This is a genomic window from Amycolatopsis sp. NPDC059657, assembly GCF_042734395.1.
GTDB lineage: Bacteria > Actinomycetota > Actinomycetes > Mycobacteriales > Pseudonocardiaceae > Amycolatopsis.
Window position 1 is genome coordinate 69,383 of sequence record NZ_JBHWEB010000023.1, and the last position, 15,393, is coordinate 84,775.

At 68.6% G+C, this 15,393-nt stretch carries 15 protein-coding genes; 4 read left to right on the forward strand and 11 right to left on the reverse strand.

Features of this window, described 5'->3' with window-relative positions:
* Positions 1–127: 127 nt before the first annotated feature.
* The gene (locus ACFV15_RS15445; protein WP_378351090.1) at positions 128–1,054 is read right to left on the reverse strand and encodes an endonuclease/exonuclease/phosphatase family protein; all 927 of its coding nucleotides are present in this window, start codon (positions 1,052–1,054) and stop codon (positions 128–130) included.
* A 69-nt stretch (positions 1,055–1,123) separates the two neighbouring features.
* On the reverse strand, positions 1,124–1,333 hold the full coding sequence (locus ACFV15_RS15450; RefSeq protein ID WP_378351091.1) for a hypothetical protein: 210 nt from the start codon (positions 1,331–1,333) through the stop codon (positions 1,124–1,126).
* 115 nt (positions 1,334–1,448) lie between these two features.
* Here ACFV15_RS15450 and ACFV15_RS15455 point away from each other — a divergent pair, with 115 nt between their 5' ends.
* Together ACFV15_RS15455 and ACFV15_RS15460 are read left to right on the forward strand one after the other, a co-directional pair.
* Positions 1,449–2,411, forward strand: a complete 963-nt coding sequence (locus tag ACFV15_RS15455) for an ATP-binding cassette domain-containing protein (RefSeq protein WP_378351092.1) — start codon at positions 1,449–1,451, stop codon at positions 2,409–2,411.
* A complete protein-coding gene (locus tag ACFV15_RS15460) occupies positions 2,408–3,208 on the forward strand; it encodes an ABC transporter permease (RefSeq protein WP_378351093.1) in 801 nt (266 codons plus the stop codon). The genes ACFV15_RS15455 and ACFV15_RS15460 overlap by 4 nt, the downstream gene beginning before the upstream one ends.
* Positions 3,209–3,306: 98 nt before the next feature.
* Here ACFV15_RS15460 and ACFV15_RS15465 read toward each other — a convergent pair whose 3' ends face one another.
* Positions 3,307–6,477, reverse strand: a complete 3,171-nt coding sequence (locus tag ACFV15_RS15465) for an ATP-binding protein (protein WP_378351094.1) — start codon at positions 6,475–6,477, stop codon at positions 3,307–3,309.
* A gap of 87 nt (positions 6,478–6,564) precedes the next feature.
* A complete protein-coding gene (locus tag ACFV15_RS15470) occupies positions 6,565–7,425 on the reverse strand; it encodes a siderophore-interacting protein (RefSeq protein WP_378351095.1) in 861 nt (286 codons plus the stop codon).
* A 572-nt stretch (positions 7,426–7,997) separates the two neighbouring features.
* Between ACFV15_RS15470 and ACFV15_RS15475 the strand changes: the two genes are divergently transcribed.
* Both ACFV15_RS15475 and ACFV15_RS15480 read left to right on the forward strand, forming a co-directional pair.
* Complete coding sequence (locus tag ACFV15_RS15475) at positions 7,998–9,497, forward strand: MFS transporter (protein ID WP_378351096.1); 1,500 nt, start codon at positions 7,998–8,000, stop codon at positions 9,495–9,497.
* Between the two features lie 12 nt (positions 9,498–9,509).
* Positions 9,510–10,667 (forward strand): cytochrome P450, encoded by a 1,158-nt coding sequence (locus tag ACFV15_RS15480; RefSeq protein WP_378351097.1) that lies wholly within the window; start codon positions 9,510–9,512, stop codon positions 10,665–10,667.
* Between the two features lie 83 nt (positions 10,668–10,750).
* Here the strand turns inward: ACFV15_RS15480 and ACFV15_RS15485 are convergent, their stop codons facing one another.
* The 7 genes from ACFV15_RS15485 to ACFV15_RS15515 are packed head-to-tail and all read right to left on the reverse strand — an operon-like array spanning position 10,751 to position 15,393.
* Complete coding sequence (locus tag ACFV15_RS15485; RefSeq protein WP_378351098.1) at positions 10,751–11,461, reverse strand: hypothetical protein; 711 nt, start codon at positions 11,459–11,461, stop codon at positions 10,751–10,753.
* Positions 11,458–12,675 carry a cytochrome P450 gene (locus ACFV15_RS15490; RefSeq protein ID WP_378351099.1) on the reverse strand — a complete coding sequence of 406 codons (1,218 nt, stop codon included), beginning with the start codon at positions 12,673–12,675 and terminating at the stop codon, positions 11,458–11,460. Before ACFV15_RS15490 ends, ACFV15_RS15485 begins: the two co-directional genes overlap by 4 nt.
* Positions 12,672–13,532 (reverse strand): NmrA/HSCARG family protein, encoded by an 861-nt coding sequence (locus ACFV15_RS15495; RefSeq protein ID WP_378351100.1) that lies wholly within the window; start codon positions 13,530–13,532, stop codon positions 12,672–12,674. Before ACFV15_RS15495 ends, ACFV15_RS15490 begins: the two co-directional genes overlap by 4 nt.
* Entirely contained in the window at positions 13,522–13,866 is a 345-nt protein-coding gene (locus tag ACFV15_RS15500) for an antibiotic biosynthesis monooxygenase family protein (protein WP_378351101.1), read from the reverse strand. Before ACFV15_RS15500 ends, ACFV15_RS15495 begins: the two co-directional genes overlap by 11 nt.
* Positions 13,863–14,183 (reverse strand): antibiotic biosynthesis monooxygenase family protein, encoded by a 321-nt coding sequence (locus ACFV15_RS15505; RefSeq protein ID WP_378351102.1) that lies wholly within the window; start codon positions 14,181–14,183, stop codon positions 13,863–13,865. The genes ACFV15_RS15500 and ACFV15_RS15505 overlap by 4 nt, the downstream gene beginning before the upstream one ends.
* Positions 14,183–14,917 carry an SDR family NAD(P)-dependent oxidoreductase gene (locus ACFV15_RS15510; protein ID WP_378351103.1) on the reverse strand — a complete coding sequence of 245 codons (735 nt, stop codon included), beginning with the start codon at positions 14,915–14,917 and terminating at the stop codon, positions 14,183–14,185. Before ACFV15_RS15510 ends, ACFV15_RS15505 begins: the two co-directional genes overlap by 1 nt.
* Positions 14,914–15,393, reverse strand: coding sequence for an SRPBCC family protein (locus ACFV15_RS15515; protein WP_378351104.1), 480 nt, complete (start codon positions 15,391–15,393; stop codon positions 14,914–14,916). Before ACFV15_RS15515 ends, ACFV15_RS15510 begins: the two co-directional genes overlap by 4 nt.

The window sequence follows — 15,393 nt, forward strand, 5'->3', positions numbered from 1 at the left end:
AAAATCCCAATGCGGCATTGGTCAGGTTTCAGCCTCCCAATGCGGCTTTCGTCAGCTCTGAGCTGACGAAAGCCACATTGGGGGTTCCAGAGCTGACGAACGCCACATTGGGATTTTTTTCCCCGGGTCAGGGCAGGGCCAGCTCGGCGTAGACCGCACGGTGGTCGCTCCCCGGCATGTCGAAGACCTGGTAGGCGCGGACCGCGATGCGCTGGTCGGCCAGCACGTGGTCGATCGTCACCGGGGGCGGGAAGTTCGCTGACGGCCAGGTCGGGTCGAAACCGGAGCCGACCTCGTTGGCCGCGTCGTGGTAGCCCGTGGCGAGCAGGTCGCGGAGCTTGAAGTGGTCCAGGGTCGCGTTCAGGTCGCCCGCGATGATGCGCAGCCCGGGACCCGCGGGCGGCAGGTCGGCGAACTCCGTGGCCCAGACGCCCGCCTCCCACATCGGCGCCGCCGGATGGGCCGCGACGATCTCGACCGCCCGGCCGTCGATGGTCAGTGAGGCCATCGGCTGCTTGCGTGTCAGCGGGACCTCGGTGAGCGGGTAGCGCGAGAAGATCCCGCCACCGGCGGCGCCGCGGCTGGGATGGACCACGCGGAACGGCAGGATCTCCCCCAGCCCGGCTTGGTCGAGGCGGGCGACCGCCGAGGTCGGCAGCTCGACGAGGTTCAGCACGTCGATGTGCTGGACGCGGACCAGGCGGACCACCTCGGCCGGGTCGGCTTCACCGGCGAGCAGGTTCGACGCCATCACCCGCAAAGTCGGGCCGGAAACAGCGGGTTGCTCATTGGCGAAGGCGCGTGGCAACACCATCGAGGTCAACGCCAGCACCACGACCACCGCGGCCGCGCCGACCCGCCACTCCCTCAGCACCAGGCAAAGCGCCGCGAGCAGCACCGCGCAGACGGTCGCGTAGGGCGTCAGCGCGATCGCGGCGATGGTCTGCTTCGGGCCGTCGATCCCGAGTAGCCGCAGCCCGGTGAGCATGGCGAACGGGACGACCGCGAGCCACAGCGCGACCACGCGGACGCGGGGTTTCTCAACTACCTGCACGCACCCAGTCTGCCCAGTTTTCGCCGGTCAGGCCCGGTCTACACAGGACCTACACGAGATCTGCCCAACTCAACCCTTCGGCCTGCCGACATGCCGGTAGTGCCCGGTCGCGCGGGCCAGCAGCTGCTGAGCCGCCTCCTCGGAAGCACTCGTCAGCTTGCCGAGCAACGCGGCCGCGGCCTTGCCTCGCAGCACGGTGACCGTCCGGCCGCCTCTGGCCACCATGACCTGGCCGTTCTTCGTCGCCCGCCACTCGAACGGGTCATCTTCGAGCCCCATCCGCGCATCGTGCCTGACAGGCCCTGTCAGCGCCGCCGATTTTCTGCCAGCCCGCTGTGCGGCCGCTGCCAGGCCCGCCGCCGAAGCTGAGATCCGGTGAAAGGGAGGACACACGATGTCTCATGCGATCCGGGCGGAAGGCCTGGTAAAGGAATTCGGCGCCACGAAGGCGCTGGCGGGGGTCGACCTCGAAGTTCCGGAGGGCAAGGTGGTGGGGGTGCTCGGGCCGAACGGCGCAGGCAAGACCACGGCCGTCCGGATTCTGGCCACGCTGCTGAAGCCCGACGCCGGGCACGCCACGGTCGGCGGCTTCGACGTCGTCAAGGACCCCGTGCGGGTCCGGCAGATGATCGGGCTGACCGGGCAGTACGCCTCGGTCGACGAAGACCTGTCAGGCACCGAGAACCTGGTGCTCATCGGCCGGTTGCTGCAGCTCTCGCGTGGGGACGCGAAGGCGCGTGCGGTCGACTTGCTCGAGCAGTTCGAGCTGACCGGCGCGGCGTCGCGCGCGGTCAAGACCTACTCCGGGGGCATGCGGCGGCGGATCGACCTGGCCGCGAGCCTGGTCGGGCGGCCTGCCGTGCTGTTCCTCGACGAGCCGACGACCGGGCTCGACCCGCACGCCCGCAACGAGGTGTGGGCGGTCGTGCGGCGCCTGGTCGCCGGCGGCTCGACGGTGCTGCTGACCACGCAGTACCTCGAAGAGGCCGACCAGCTGGCCGACAGCATCACCGTGTTCGATCACGGCCGCGTCGTCGCCGACGGCCGCGCCGACGAGCTCAAGCGCCGCGTCGGCGGCCAGACCTTGCAGGTGCGGCCGAGCTCGCTCGCCGACCTCGACGCCGTCGGCCGGATACTCGCCGAGCTGACCGGCGTGGCGCCATCCCGCAGTGAGGACACCGGGCTGCTGACAGCGCCCGTGGCCGACCCCGTTCTGCTGTCCACTTTGGTCAGGCGGCTCGACGACGCCGGCATCACCGCCGACGAGCTCGCGCTGCGCCTGCCCAGTCTCGACGAGGTCTTCCTGGCACTGACCGGGAAGCCCGCCGAGGCCGAACCCGAAAAGAGCCTGGTATGACCACGATGACCGCACCGGCGCCGTTGCGCCTCAGCCCCGGCCGGGTGCTCCAGGACGGGATTTCCCTTGCCTGGCGCGGAGTTCTCAAGATCCGCAAGAACCCGGAACAACTGATCGACGTCACGCTGATGCCGATCACCTTCCTCGTCATGTTCGTCTACATCTTCGGCGGCGCGATCGCGAACGGCGACATCGGCGCCTACCTGCAGCGTGTCGTGCCCGGCGTGATGGCCATGAACATCCTGCAGGCCAGCATGACCATCGGCGTCTCGCTGAACACCGACGTCAGCAAGGGCCTGTTCGACCGGTTCCGCAGCATGCCGATCGCCAGGTCGGCGCCGCTGATCGGCGCGGTATTGGCCGACCTGGTCCGCTATGTGGTGTGCATGGTCGTGCTGCTGGTCGTCGCGACGATCATGGGTTACCGCCTGCAGACCGACTTCGCGTCCCTGGTGATCACGGTCGCGTTGCTGCTCCTGTTCGGCCTCTGCACCTGCTGGATCTCGGTGTTCGTCGGCATGCTGATGAAGACACCCGGCGCGGTGCAGGGCGTGATGTTCGTGTTCCTCATGCCGCTGACCTTCGGCAGCGACGTGTTCGCGCCCGCCGACACCATGCCCGGCTGGCTGCGTGCCTGGGCCGAGATCAGCCCGGTGAGCCTGATGGCGAACGCCAGTCGCGGGCTGATGAACGGCGGCGAGTTCGCCGGGCCGCTGCTCGGGGCGTTCGGCTGGATGGCCGGCCTGGTCGCGGTGTTCTTCCCGCTGGCGATGTGGGCCTACCGCAGGCGGGTCTAGCAAAACCCCCAATGTGGCATTCGTCAGGTTCGAGACCCCCAATGTGGCATTGGTCAGATGAAACCTGACGAAAGCCACATTGGGATAAAAACGAGGGATTAGGCGCCGATTTCGCGGAGGGCCCAGGCGGTGGCGTCCGGTTTGGACAGTGCGGAGCCGAGGCGGTAGAGCTCGGCGTATTCGGGTGCGCCGAGCTCTTCTTCGAGGCGGGGCACCAGTGCGCGCAGCTCCGGGTTGCCGAAGTCGAAGCGGCCGCGGATGACCTCGCTCACCCCGAGCGCGGTCGCGGCCGTGGCGGCGTCGCACTGCCCGAACCGGAGTTGCGCGAGCACTTCGACGCCGCGGGCGAGATCCGGCATGTCACGGCGGTCGACGGTGGACCGCGCGACCTTCTTGAGCCGGTCCGCGACGGTGTCCCAGTCCTCCTCGAGCAGCGCCAGCCGGGCTTCCAGCGCGGCCAGCCACTCCTCGCCGATCTCGCCGGGGAACGGCAGGACCGACCCGCTCGTGCGGAAGCGCTCGATCTCCACGCGCACCGCCTCCAGGTCACGCGTCATCAGCAGCAGCTCCGCCCTGCCGAACGAAGCCATGAGGTTCAGCTGCAGGTTCCCGCTGCGCTCGGCGACCGCCTCGGCGTCGCGCACCTCTTGCCAGGCGCCGTCGTGGTCACCGGCGCGGGCACGTTCCAGTGCGAGCCGCCAGCGCTGCTGGATGATGTCGTCGTCGGAATTGAGCTCCAGCGCCAATTCCAGGCCCTGCTCGTACAGCTTGATCGCGCCGGGGCCGTCGTCTGCCTGCGACAGCGTCTCGGCGCGCATGCCGAGAGTCATCGCGGTGCCCCACCGGTCGCCGATGGACTGGAAGAGCTCCAGCGCCCTGGTCTGCGCGCGATAGCCGCCCTCGACGTCGCCGAGGTCGTTGAGGATGAAGCTCTCCATCCAGTTGCCTGCCGCCCGCGCCCAGGGGTCGTCGCTGTCGAGCGAGCGCCTGACCTCGCGCATCGCCAGGTCGAGGTCATGGCTGAAGAACGCGAGCATCGGCAACGCGATGCTCAAGCCGGGGAACCTGGGAAAAGCGCCGCTGTCGACGCACTCGTCGATGACCGCGCGCACGTCGAGGCCGTCCGGCACGATCGGAATGCTGAGGTTCATCGCGTGGAAGGCGCTGATCGAGGCGGCCGCGTCGCGTGGCATGCCGTCACGCAAGGGCAGTAGCTCTGTCATGGTCGACAGTGCTCGCTCGTTGTGGCCGCGCAGTATCCAGAACCAGAACATCGAGATGGACAGGTCGCACGCGCGCGGCGCGTCCGCCGTGTCGATGGCGTGGCGCAGTGCCGCCATGATGTTGTCCTGCTCGACGTCGTAGACGGCGATGGCGGACAGCTGGTCCGCCGTCCTGACCTTCGGCTCCAGCTCGGTGGCCAGTTGGGCGTGATAGCCGGTGAACCGTGACCAGATCTCGTCGACCTCATCCGCTTCCGCGAGCCGCTCACCCGCATAAGCCCTGATGGTCTCCAGCATCCGGTAACGGGGATCACCGTTTTCGGCGACATAAGCGTCCACAATGGATTTCTCGACCAGTGAGCCGACCACGTACACGCAGTCATGCACGGAAAGGCCGTCACCCGCACAGACCGCTTCGATCGCCGCGAGTCCCGCACCGGCGCCGAACAGGCTGAGCCTGCGCGCGAGTACGCGCTCGGCGTCGTCGAGCAGATCCCAGCTCCATTCGACTACCGCGCGCAGTGTGCGCTGCCGGGGCAGCGCCACCCGGCTCCCGGAGGTGAGCAGGCGGAACCGGTCGTCGAGGCGCTGCGCGATCTGGCCGACGGTCATCGAGCGCAGCCGTGCGGCGGCGAGTTCGAGCGCCAGCGGCATTCCGTCCAGCCTGCGGCAGATCTCGGCTACGGAGTCCACAGTGGACTCGGTGAGCTCGAAGCCAGGCCGGACCGAGCGCGCGCGGTCGACGAAGAGGCGGACCGCGCTCAGTTCCGTCGCTTCGGCGACCGTGAGCTGGTCGCCGGGCACCGCCAGCGGCCCCACCGGGCACAGCGTCTCGCCCTCGATCGCCAGCGGCTCGCGGCTGGTGGCCAGAACCCGCAGCCTCGGCACCTTGGTGAGCAGCAGATCGGCGAACCGGGCGGCGGCGTCGACCAGGTGCTCACAGTTGTCCAGCACCAGCACGCAATCGCCGCCGCTGAGCGCGTCGATGATGCGCTTGGCCGGGTCCACCGGCGCCTTCGGCGTGTCCGAGGACATGCGGATTTCCCAGAGCCCGAGCGCGGCGAGCACGGCGTCGGCGACGTCGGCCGGATCGCGGACACCGGCCAGCGGCGCGAACCACACCCGGCCACGCGCGTTCGCCGGATGCTTGGCGACGGTTTCGGTGGCCAGCCTGGTCTTCCCCGCACCGCCCGGTCCGATGAGTGTCACCAGCCTGCTGCCCGAGAGCAGCTCGGTGAGCAGCTTGAGCTCGTCCTCCCGGCCGACGAAACTGGTCAGCCGGGCCGGCAGGTGATCAGCCGCCTTCGCGGGCGCGGTGACCTCACCACGCAACACCGCGAGATGGGTCCGCCGCAGTTCCTCGGACGGGTCGACACCGAGTTCGTCCGCGAGCGTGGCGCGCGTCGTCTCGAACACGGCCAGCGCTTCGGACTGCCTGCCCGCCGACGACAGCGCGCGCATCCGCAGCCCGGCCAGCCGCTCGCGCAGCGGATGCGCCGCGGCGGCCGTCTCGAGGTCGGCGAGTATCTCGGCGTGCGCGCCGAGCTGGAGCCGCGCGTCGAAGAGGTCCTCGATCGCGGTGTCGCGGAGGTCGGTCAGCCTGGTGATCGGCGCACGCGCGAACGGCGCGTCGGCGACATCGGCGAGGGCTTCGCCACGCCACAGTGCGAGCGCCTCGGTCAGCACCGCGGCGGCCTCGGCGGCACGCCCGGCGGTGAGTTCACGCTTGCCGCGCGCCGCCAGTGACTCGAAGCGATGGACGTCGACCTTCTCGGCCGGCAGGTCGAGCCGGTAACCGCCCGTGGTCGACTCGATACCGGTGCCGACCACCTTGCGCAGCCGGGAAACCAGTGACTGCAACGCGTTCGCGGTGTCCGACGGCAGGTCAGCGCCCCATAGCCCGTCCGCCAGCGCCTCGCTGGTCACCGGGCGACCGGCGGCCAGCGCGAGCCTGGCCAGTAGCATGCGCAACCGCACACCGCCGATATCGACCGGGGTGCCGTCGTCCGCTTCCAGCCGCACTGGGCCGAGCAGTATCACCTGCACGGACCCAGCTTTCCAGACCGCGGGCCGCCATGCCCCCGCGGTGCTCCGGCCGAGGCGGGGTTCGCCCCGGCCGGTCCGCGTGCGGGCTCAGTCCTCTATCTGATCGACTTCACCCGCCTTGAGCTCGATATCGCGGACCTGGTCCTCGGACAGCCCGCGCCGCCAGTACCCGGAGAACGTGATCGACCGCTTGTCGACCCCGCGTTCCTGCACGAGCTGACGGCGGGCGAACTTCACCAGGTTCCGCTCTCCGAAGATCCACGCGTGGAAACCGGATTCCGGCACGGCGCCCTGGCGCAGCGCCTCGACCACGGCCTCACCGTGTGGCGCCGCACCGCGGTGCACCCAGGTGATTTCGACGTTTCCCTTGGTGTCGAACGTAATCTCGTCTTGCGGACCCTCGACCTCGAGGTAGGCATGTGCGACCGTGCCCTCGGGGAGGCCGTCGATGATGGTCCCGATCGACGGCAGTCCCGAGTCGTCGCCGATCAGCAGCTGGCCCGAACGGTAGTCCGGATCCGTGTGCATGCTTCGCGGGCCGAGGAAGGTGAGCCGATCACCTTTCTTGGCGCCACTGGCCCACCGCGTACCGGGTCCGCCGTTGGTGTGCATGACGAAATCGACGTCGAGCTCCCCGAGTTCACGCCGGATCGCGCGGATCGTGTAGGTCCGCATGGGCGGGCGCAGATGATCGGGCATGGCGAGATAGGCCTTGTTCCACGCCATCACGTTGTCCGAGAGCCGGGGCAGGCCGGTCTTTTCGTGCCCCGGCACCGGAAAGAGCAGCTTGATGTAGGAGCACGGGCCGGTCATCTCGAAGTCGGCGAGTGTCTCGCCCTCGAAGGTGAACCGGGTCAGATGTGGGGTCAGTTCCCGGATTCCGGCCACCCGGATCCCGTCGTCGGTGAGGTTGAGCTGAGCCGGTCTGGCGATGCTGGTCTTGGTCACGACGCTCCTCGATAGGTTGGAGCGCCCCGAAAAAGGCGAAAACCGCTGAAGCCGCACCGAAGCCACGGGGGGAGAGTCCGTGGCGACGGCAGTCACGAGGCACCCGCCTGGAGGGCGCACGACCATGGTCTGAAAGCACCACTTGGGTGCATGGGTGATAGTGTGCCGGTTCACTAAGTTTCCGTCAAGGAAGCACCTCGCAAATCGAAGTACGGAAACACCTACGGCGTACCGGCCGAACATCTCCCAATGCACCGGCCGGTACGCCCCACCCATCCGACGCCGAGAGCCGGCGAGCCCATCGGTGGACTCCCAGGCGCCGCCTCCCCAGCCGGACGACAAATGACGGCACGCCAACAAAAACGGCAAGGAGTGCGCGCTTCGACGAGAGAAGGCACATACTTACATACGGTATAATGTCCGCCAGCTCAGTATCTAGCCTGGCTTCCATGCTGTCAATGAGTGTTCACGCGCATCCGAGCTGTAACCAGCTCCCTGTCGCCCTTGACTTACCGATCGATTAGTAGGCTACCATGGCCTCGCACTTATCGATCGATTAGTAAGGGAATACTATGACGCTCACGGCTCCACCGGAAGAGCGGATGACCAAGAGCAGGCTCTTGATCGTCTTCGTCTCACTGCTGCTGGGGATGTTCGTCTCCGCGATCGACCAGATGGTGGTCACCACCCTCTCGCTGTCGATCGTGCGGGACCTGGCAGGCGCGCAGGCCGCTGGCCAGACCGGCTGGCTGGTGACCACCTACATGCTGGCCTCGACCGCGGCGATGCCGCTGGCAGGCAAGATCTCCGATCTCTACGGCCGCAAGGCCACCTACCTCGGCGCGATGGGGTTGTTCGTCATCGGCTCGCTCGGCGCGGCGCTCGCAGGCGACATGGTCCAGCTGACCATCGCGCGCGGGATCCAGGGCTTCGGCGGCGGCGCGCTGGTGAGCGCCACCTTCGCCGTGCTCGCCGACCTGGTCAGCCCGCGTGACCGCGGCAAGTACCAGGGCGGCTTCGGCGCGGTGTTCGCCTCGTCCAGCCTGCTCGGCCCGGTCATCGGCGGGTTCTTCGCCGACGGTGGCAAGGTCCTCGGCATCACGCTGGACTGGCACGCGGTGTTCGCGCTGAACATCCCGCTCGGGCTGGCCGCCATCGCGGTGAACGCGTTCCTGCTGCCGCACTCGCCGCGCCGCCGCAATGCCCGGCTCGACGTGGTCGGCGCGTTCCTGCTGGTGCTCGGCGTCTGCGCGGGCCTGCTCGCGCTGCAATGGGGCGGCGAGACGTACCCGTGGGGCTCGTGGCAGGTGCTCACGCTCGGCGTCGGCGGTGTGCTCGCGCTGATCGCGTTCGTGTTCTGGGAGCGCAAGGCCATCGAGCCGATCCTGCCGATCCGGCTGTTCCGCGAGCGCACCTTCAGCATGCTGAACCTCGGCAGTCTGCTGTGCGGGCTCGTGGTGACCGGTGTGCTGGTGTTCCTCACCGTGTACATGCAGCTGGCACAGCACGTTTCCCCGACACAGGCAGGCCTCAGCCTGCTTCCGCTTTCACTGGGCATGGTCGGCGCGTCGACCGTGACCGGCCTGCTGGCGAGCAAGTTCGGCAGGTTCCGGGTGTTCATCCTCATCGGGGCGCCGCTGCTGGTGCTCGGCGGAGTGCTGCTGGCCACGCTGACCGCGGGCAGCTCGATCTGGGTGGTGCGCGGCTACGCGCTGATTCTCGGCATCGGCGCCGGCATGATCCAGCAGATGTTCGTGCTGGGCATCCAGAACTCGGCGAGCAATGCGGACCTCGGCGTCGCGACCGCGTCGAGCACCTTCTTCCGCACACTCGGCAGCTCACTCGGCGGCTCGGTGTTCGGCGTGCTGCTGACCGCACGGCTCAGCGCGCTCGGCGGCGCGGAGCACGCCACGCCCGAGATCTACGTCTCGGCGATGCACCCGGTGTTCCTCACCGCCGCCGGGCTGGCGATCGTCATGTTCCTGATCACCCTGCTGGTGCCGGACCGCCCACTGCGCGACCTCGACCAGGACGCGCTGGCGCTCGCCGAACTCGGCGTGCACGAAGACTGACAGGAACCCCTCATGACCCTCAGCCCTGACCCGTACCCGGACTACGCACGCAGCCGGGCGGAAACGCCCGTGTACCGCGCGGTGCTCCCGAACGGCCTGCCCGCATGGATCGTCACCCGGTACGACGACGTGCGAACGGTGCTGGCCGACCCCGGTATCAGCAAGAACCCCGACCACGTCAGAAAGGCCATGGCGGCGGGGACCGTTCCCGAAGGCGGCAAGACGGCGCCCGACATGAACCACGCCGATCCGCCGGATCACACCCGGCTGCGCCGCCTGGTGACACGCGAGTTCACCGGCAAGCGCATCGCCGGGCTCGAGCCACGGATGCGGGAGATCGCCGGCGAGCTGATCGGGCGCTTCGCCGGTGACGGCCACGCTGACCTCATCGCCCAGTTCGCCATCCCGTTCCCGGTCACCGTCATCTGCGAGCTGCTCGGCGTGCCGGAGGCCGACCGCGCCGAGCTCCGCGAGCTCTCCGTCGCACTGCTGCGTGACGACGAGCATCGGCGGGAGGCGCACGCCGCGCTGACCGAGCACATCCGGGATCTGGTGCGGCGCAAGCGAAACCAGCGCGGCGACGACCTGATCAGCGCACTCGTCCCGGTCGCGGAGGACGACGACGCGCTGAACTGGGACGAGCTGGCGTCGATGGTCCTGCTGCTGCTCGTCGCGGGTCACGAGACCACCGCGAACCTGATCGGCAACGGCATGCTCGGCCTGCTCCGGCATCCGGAACAGGCCGAGCGCCTGCGGCGCAGGCCTGAACTGCTGAGCACCGCGGTCGACGAGCTGCTCCGCTTCGATCCGCCGCTGCAGCTCGGCACGTTCCGGTTCGCCACCAGTGCGATCGAGCTGGAGACGACCACGATTCCCGAGGGCAGCGCGGTGATCGTCAACCTGGCGAGCGCGAACCGGGACGAGCGCTACCTGCCCGACGCGGACACGCTCGACGTCGACCGGAAGATCACCGCGCATCTGTCGTTCGGCCACGGCATCCATTACTGCCTGGGCGCGCAGTTCGCGCGCGCCGAGGGCAGGGCGGCGTTCGGCCTGCTGCTGCGGCTGCCGGCATTGCGGCTAGCGGTGCCGCCGGAAACGTTGGAGTATCAGGGAAATGTCATCATGCGCGGTCTCAAGGCGCTGCCCGTCACGTTCGATGTGCGGTGACCTGAAGGAAGCCATCCGCCTGCCTGGGCCGCACCGTCGGGGATCGGTGCGGCGGCTGGGGTTCCAGGCAGGCGGATGGCGGGTCAGCGTCGGCGCAGCGCCATGACGACGAGTGCGTGACCGGGAAGGGTGATCATTTCGGCGATCTGGAAGACCCCGACATCACCGGGACCACTGGGCGGGCCGACGAATACAGCGGTGAGCAGCCAGCCGAGTACGAGAGTCGCGGCCGCGAGGACGGGGCCGCCCGGCATCCGCCAGCCGCGGCGAACCGCCTCGGCCGCGACCATGCCCAGTATGAACAGCGGCAGCCGCGAGAACGGCGAGTACTGCGCGAAGGCCGCCAGCCACGCCGGGATCCCCTCGATCAGTGCCAAAGCCGCGAACACCTTGATCGCGGCGCTACAGCCAAGTGCGGCGAACACCAGTTCCTTGCCACTCTTCTTCGTCAAAGCCCTTGCCACGTAAGGGAAGCACGCATACCCCAGCGCATACGCCGCGACGAGCCACGCGAGCCCGCCTTCCCGTGACGCCGGCACGAAGAGCAACCCGAGGATCGTCAGCACGAACAATGGGATGAGCAGCGGAAACCGGGCCCGGTGGAACGATTCCGACGGAGTGAGCGTGAAACCGGACAAGAGCAGCAGGAACACCACCGCCGTCTCACCGATCCAGCCCACCGGATTGACGGGGAACAACTGCGCGAACAGCATCAGCCCCGCGACCAGCCTGGCCACCGCCGAGGCCAGGTCGAACCCCGTCGGGGCCGACGCGTCGGCCCCGACGGCGGTCATCGCGCGCTCCGGACGAGCCGGACCGGCAGTTCACTGAGACTGCGCATGAACACACCCGGCCGCCAGGTCAGCGTGTCCCGGTCGACGGTGAGCTCGATCTTCTCCACCCGCTCGATCAAGGCCGAGAGGAACTCCTGGATCTCGATCCGCGCCAGCGAGGCCCCGAGGCAGAAATGAATGCCCCTGCCGAACGCGATGTGCGGATTGGGCTCCCGATCCACCAGGAACGACTCCGGCTCGTCGAACACCGCCGGGTCACGGTTGGCGGACACGATGCTGACCACCATCGGCTCACCGGCGGAAACCGGGCAGCCGCTGAGCTTCACGTCGCTCTTGGTGAACCGCTGGGTGTGCGCGAACGGGCTCACCCAGCGGAGCAGCTCCTCGGTCGCCGTGTGCAGCAACGACGGGTCCGCGCGCAGCAGCTCGTACTGCTCCGGGTGATCGATGAACGCGAGCAGCCCGTTGGTGATCAGGTTCTGCGTGGTCTCGTGCCCGGCGAGCAGCAGGAGGTTGAGCATGGCGACCAGCTCACTCTCGGTGAGCCGCTCCCCTTCCTCCTCCGCCTCGATCAACGCTGAGAGCAGGTCGTTCTCCGGCTGCTCACGGCGTCGTTGGATCAGGTCGCGCAGGAACGCCTTCATTCCGGCGCGCGCCTTGTCGACGGCTGGCCCGCGCTGGTGCTCGATCATCGTGTTGGCCAGCTCCCGGTACGGCTCGAAGTCCGCGTCCGGCACCCCGATCAGCCTGCCGATGACCACCATCGGGAACGGGAACGCGAAGTCCGCGAGGAATTCGCATTCCGGTGCGGCGAGCGTCTTGTCCAACATGGACTCGACCAGCTCGCGCACCCACGGCCGCAGTGTCTCGACGTCACGCACCCGGAACGCCTTGTGCGCGAGCCCGCGTTTGCGGCTGTGCGTCGGCGGGTCGTTGTTCGACATCTGGTCATCGAGCTCGGTGTGCAGTTCCTTGCGCGGGAATGGCAACCCCGGCAAGCCACGCTCCTCACGGATGTCCTCGATGTTGCGCGGGTCCTTCAGGTAATCCGGCCCGCGCAACGCGATGTCGACGTCGGCGTGCCTGGTCACCAAGTACGCGCCCATGCCGACCCTGGGCAGGGTCACCGCGCGCACCGGGTCGTGCTCGCGGTGATATCCCATCCACTCCGGCAGTTCACGCCAGAACTCGGAGGTGAACGGCTCGGCGGTCATGACGCCGCCTCCACCACGACGGAAGCGGACTTCTTGGCCCAGTCACGGAAACCGAGCCAGCCGATCTCGGGGTACGCGGCGTGCAGCGCCTCGATGTCCACCGAGTAGCCACCCGCGTCGAACCAGGTGAACATCGCCGTCAGGTCGGGCCCGAACATCGCCGGGTCCGCCGGGATCGGCTGGTAGCGGACGGGGAACCCGAGCGCTTCGCTGAACGCCGCCGCCTGCTCGTGGCCGGTGAGCCGGTCACCGGCGATCTCGATCCGCTGGCCGGCGAACCGAGCCGGGTCCGCCAGCACGAGACCGGCGAACTTCGCGATGTCGGCGACTGCGATCTGTTGCAGCACAGTGCTTTCCGCGATCGGTGCGGCCAGCACCCGCCCACCGGAGCGCGCCATGGACGGCCTCGGGTTGTCCATGAAGAACACCGGCGCGATGATCGTGTACGGCACACCGCTCGCTTCGAGCGCCTGCTCGATCCGGTACTTGCCTTCGAAATGCGGGATGCCGGTGCCGCGGTTCGCGCTGGCCACCGAGCTGTGGACGACGTGCCCCACGCCTGCCGCCGCGAGTTCGGCGACGGCGTTGACGCCCATGGCCCGTTCGTGATCGGCACCCGTGTCGGGCACCGTCACCAGGTACACGGCGTCGACGCCCTCGGCGGCGGCCCCGATCGAGCCGGGAACGGTGAGATCCACCCGCACCGGCTCCGCGCCCTTGGCACGCAAGAGTTCCGCCCGCTCCGAGCCGGGGTCCCTGGTGCCCGCCAGCACCCGGTGCCCGTTCGCCAGCAGTACCTCGGCCACCGCGCCGCCCTGGGTGCCGGTCGCGCCGATCACCAAGACGCTAGTCCCCATCGCCTTTCCCTTCCGTGCTCGCAGCGGACTCGTCATACCGGCTGACGACCTGGTAGATCCCGAAACCGCGCGCCGGGTCCTGGAACGGGCGCAAGGGCGCCGTCGCCTGCCGATGCTCGGTGCCCTGCTCCCAGACGTCGAACGCTTCCTTGCTCTGCCACTCGCTGATCACGACGAGCGAGTCCGGCTCGTGCACCGAGCGCAGCAGCTCGTTGCTCAGCAGTCCCGGCGTGCCGCTCAGCGTCCGGCTGATCTCGTGATACGCCCGCTCGACCGCGCCGCTGTCGGCTTCCGGGGCGCGGGCGTACAGCACCACGCGCAGCGGCGCGGTCACCGAGCGGCCTCGCCCGCGAAGTGGTGCAGCACGTGCTGGGTGGTCATGGAACCACTGGCACGCAAGGGATGCAGCTTCTCGCGGTGCGTCTTGTGGCCGGGGCTGTGCTCGAACTCCCTGAACTTCTCCTCGCTCACCCAGTCGCTGGTGACCACGAAGGTGCCTGGCTCGTCCGAGCTGCGTGCCAGCCACTGGCCGATGTTGGCGGGGTGGCCGGTGACGGCGTCGCCGATCTCCAGCCAGGTCTTCTCGAACTCGTCCTCGCGACCGGGGTGGATGGTCAGGGTCAGCTGGATGCGGAAAGCCTGCTCGGTCATCACATTCCTCCGTCTACCTTGAGCGTGGTGCCGGTGACATAACGGGCGTGGTCGCTGGCGTAGAACAGGACGACATCGGCGATGTCGCCGGGGGTGCCGAGCCTGCCGAGCGCGGTCATCCCCTCGTAGCGGGCGCGCTGCTCCGGGGTGAGCCCCGCCGCCTGGTCCGTGTCGATCACGCCGGGCTCGACCACGTTGACCCTGGCCTTGCCGCCGAGTTCCTTGGCGAGGCTGCGGCTGTAGCCGACCAGCGCCGACTTGGCGGCCGTGTAGTGCGCACGCAGCGGCAAGCCCTTGCTCGCCACCGCGGATCCGATCAGAACGATCGAAGAGCCTTCTGCCAGCAGCGGCAGGCTGCCCTGCACCACCAGGTGCGTTCCGTCCAAATTGGACGACATGACCGCGCGCCACTGCTCGAAGTCCATCTTCGCGTAGGGAACGTGGCTGATGGACCCGGCGCTGGTCACCACGACGTCGAGCCCGCCGAGCTGCTCACGGCAGGTCTCGATCAGCGCCGTGACGGCCTCGGGGTCGGTCACGTCCGCGGTGGTGACGGCGTGCTTGACGCCGATCTCCGCCAGCTCGGCGGCCAAGGTCTCGGCCGCCGCACCGCCGGTGCGGCCGCAGACGACCACGCCTGCGCCCGCCTTGGCCATCGCCAGAGCGATGGCCCGTCCGATCCCCCTCGTCCCACCGGTGATCAGAACCCGCTTGCCGTCCAAGGAAATGCTCATCGCTGCCCTCCACTGACCGAGAGCAGTGCCCGGTGGCGCTGCTCGACCTTCTCCTTGATGTGCCGCATCTGGATCGCGCTGTTGGTGGTGATCCGCTCGCCCATGGCCGCGTCGTCCAGCGGCGCGTCGTCCCGCATCGCGAAGCTCTGCTGCCAGCGCATCTCCACGCCTGACGGTGTCTGGCGGTAGGTCCAGACGATGTCCATGTACTCGAACCAGCCGAGCTCGATCCGGCGGGCGACGACCTTCCGGTTCGCCGGGTCCAGCTCCCGCTCCGAGACCCAGCTCCACGCGTTGCCCTGCGGGTCGGGGTGCATGGTGAGCCGGAACCGGATCAGGTTCCCTTCGGCGTGCAGCACTTCCGCCATCGCGTACTCGGTGAACAGCTCCGGCCAGTCGGCCACGTCGTTGGTGCTGTCCCAGACGAAGTCGAGCGGCGCGTCGATGATCACCCTGCTGTCGGTCTTGGTGCCCAT

What these genes read in the sequence shown, in the direction of transcription:
- ACFV15_RS15450 (WP_378351091.1), bottom strand. Translation starts at nt 1,333, where the DNA reads ATGGGGCTCGAAGATGACCCGTTCGAGTGGCGGGCGACGAAGAACGGC.
- ACFV15_RS15455 (WP_378351092.1), top strand. Translation starts at nt 1,449, where the DNA reads ATGTCTCATGCGATCCGGGCGGAAGGCCTGGTAAAGGAATTCGGCGCC.
- ACFV15_RS15460 (WP_378351093.1), top strand. Translation starts at nt 2,408, where the DNA reads ATGACCACGATGACCGCACCGGCGCCGTTGCGCCTCAGCCCCGGCCGG.
- ACFV15_RS15475 (WP_378351096.1), top strand. Translation starts at nt 7,998, where the DNA reads ATGACGCTCACGGCTCCACCGGAAGAGCGGATGACCAAGAGCAGGCTC.
- ACFV15_RS15480 (WP_378351097.1), top strand. Translation starts at nt 9,510, where the DNA reads ATGACCCTCAGCCCTGACCCGTACCCGGACTACGCACGCAGCCGGGCG.
- ACFV15_RS15485 (WP_378351098.1), bottom strand. Translation starts at nt 11,461, where the DNA reads ATGACCGCCGTCGGGGCCGACGCGTCGGCCCCGACGGGGTTCGACCTG.
- ACFV15_RS15490 (WP_378351099.1), bottom strand. Translation starts at nt 12,675, where the DNA reads ATGACCGCCGAGCCGTTCACCTCCGAGTTCTGGCGTGAACTGCCGGAG.
- ACFV15_RS15495 (WP_378351100.1), bottom strand. Translation starts at nt 13,532, where the DNA reads ATGGGGACTAGCGTCTTGGTGATCGGCGCGACCGGCACCCAGGGCGGC.
- ACFV15_RS15505 (WP_378351102.1), bottom strand. Translation starts at nt 14,183, where the DNA reads ATGACCGAGCAGGCTTTCCGCATCCAGCTGACCCTGACCATCCACCCC.
- ACFV15_RS15510 (WP_378351103.1), bottom strand. Translation starts at nt 14,917, where the DNA reads ATGAGCATTTCCTTGGACGGCAAGCGGGTTCTGATCACCGGTGGGACG.
- ACFV15_RS15515 (WP_378351104.1), bottom strand. Translation starts at nt 15,393, where the DNA reads ATGGGCACCAAGACCGACAGCAGGGTGATCATCGACGCGCCGCTCGAC.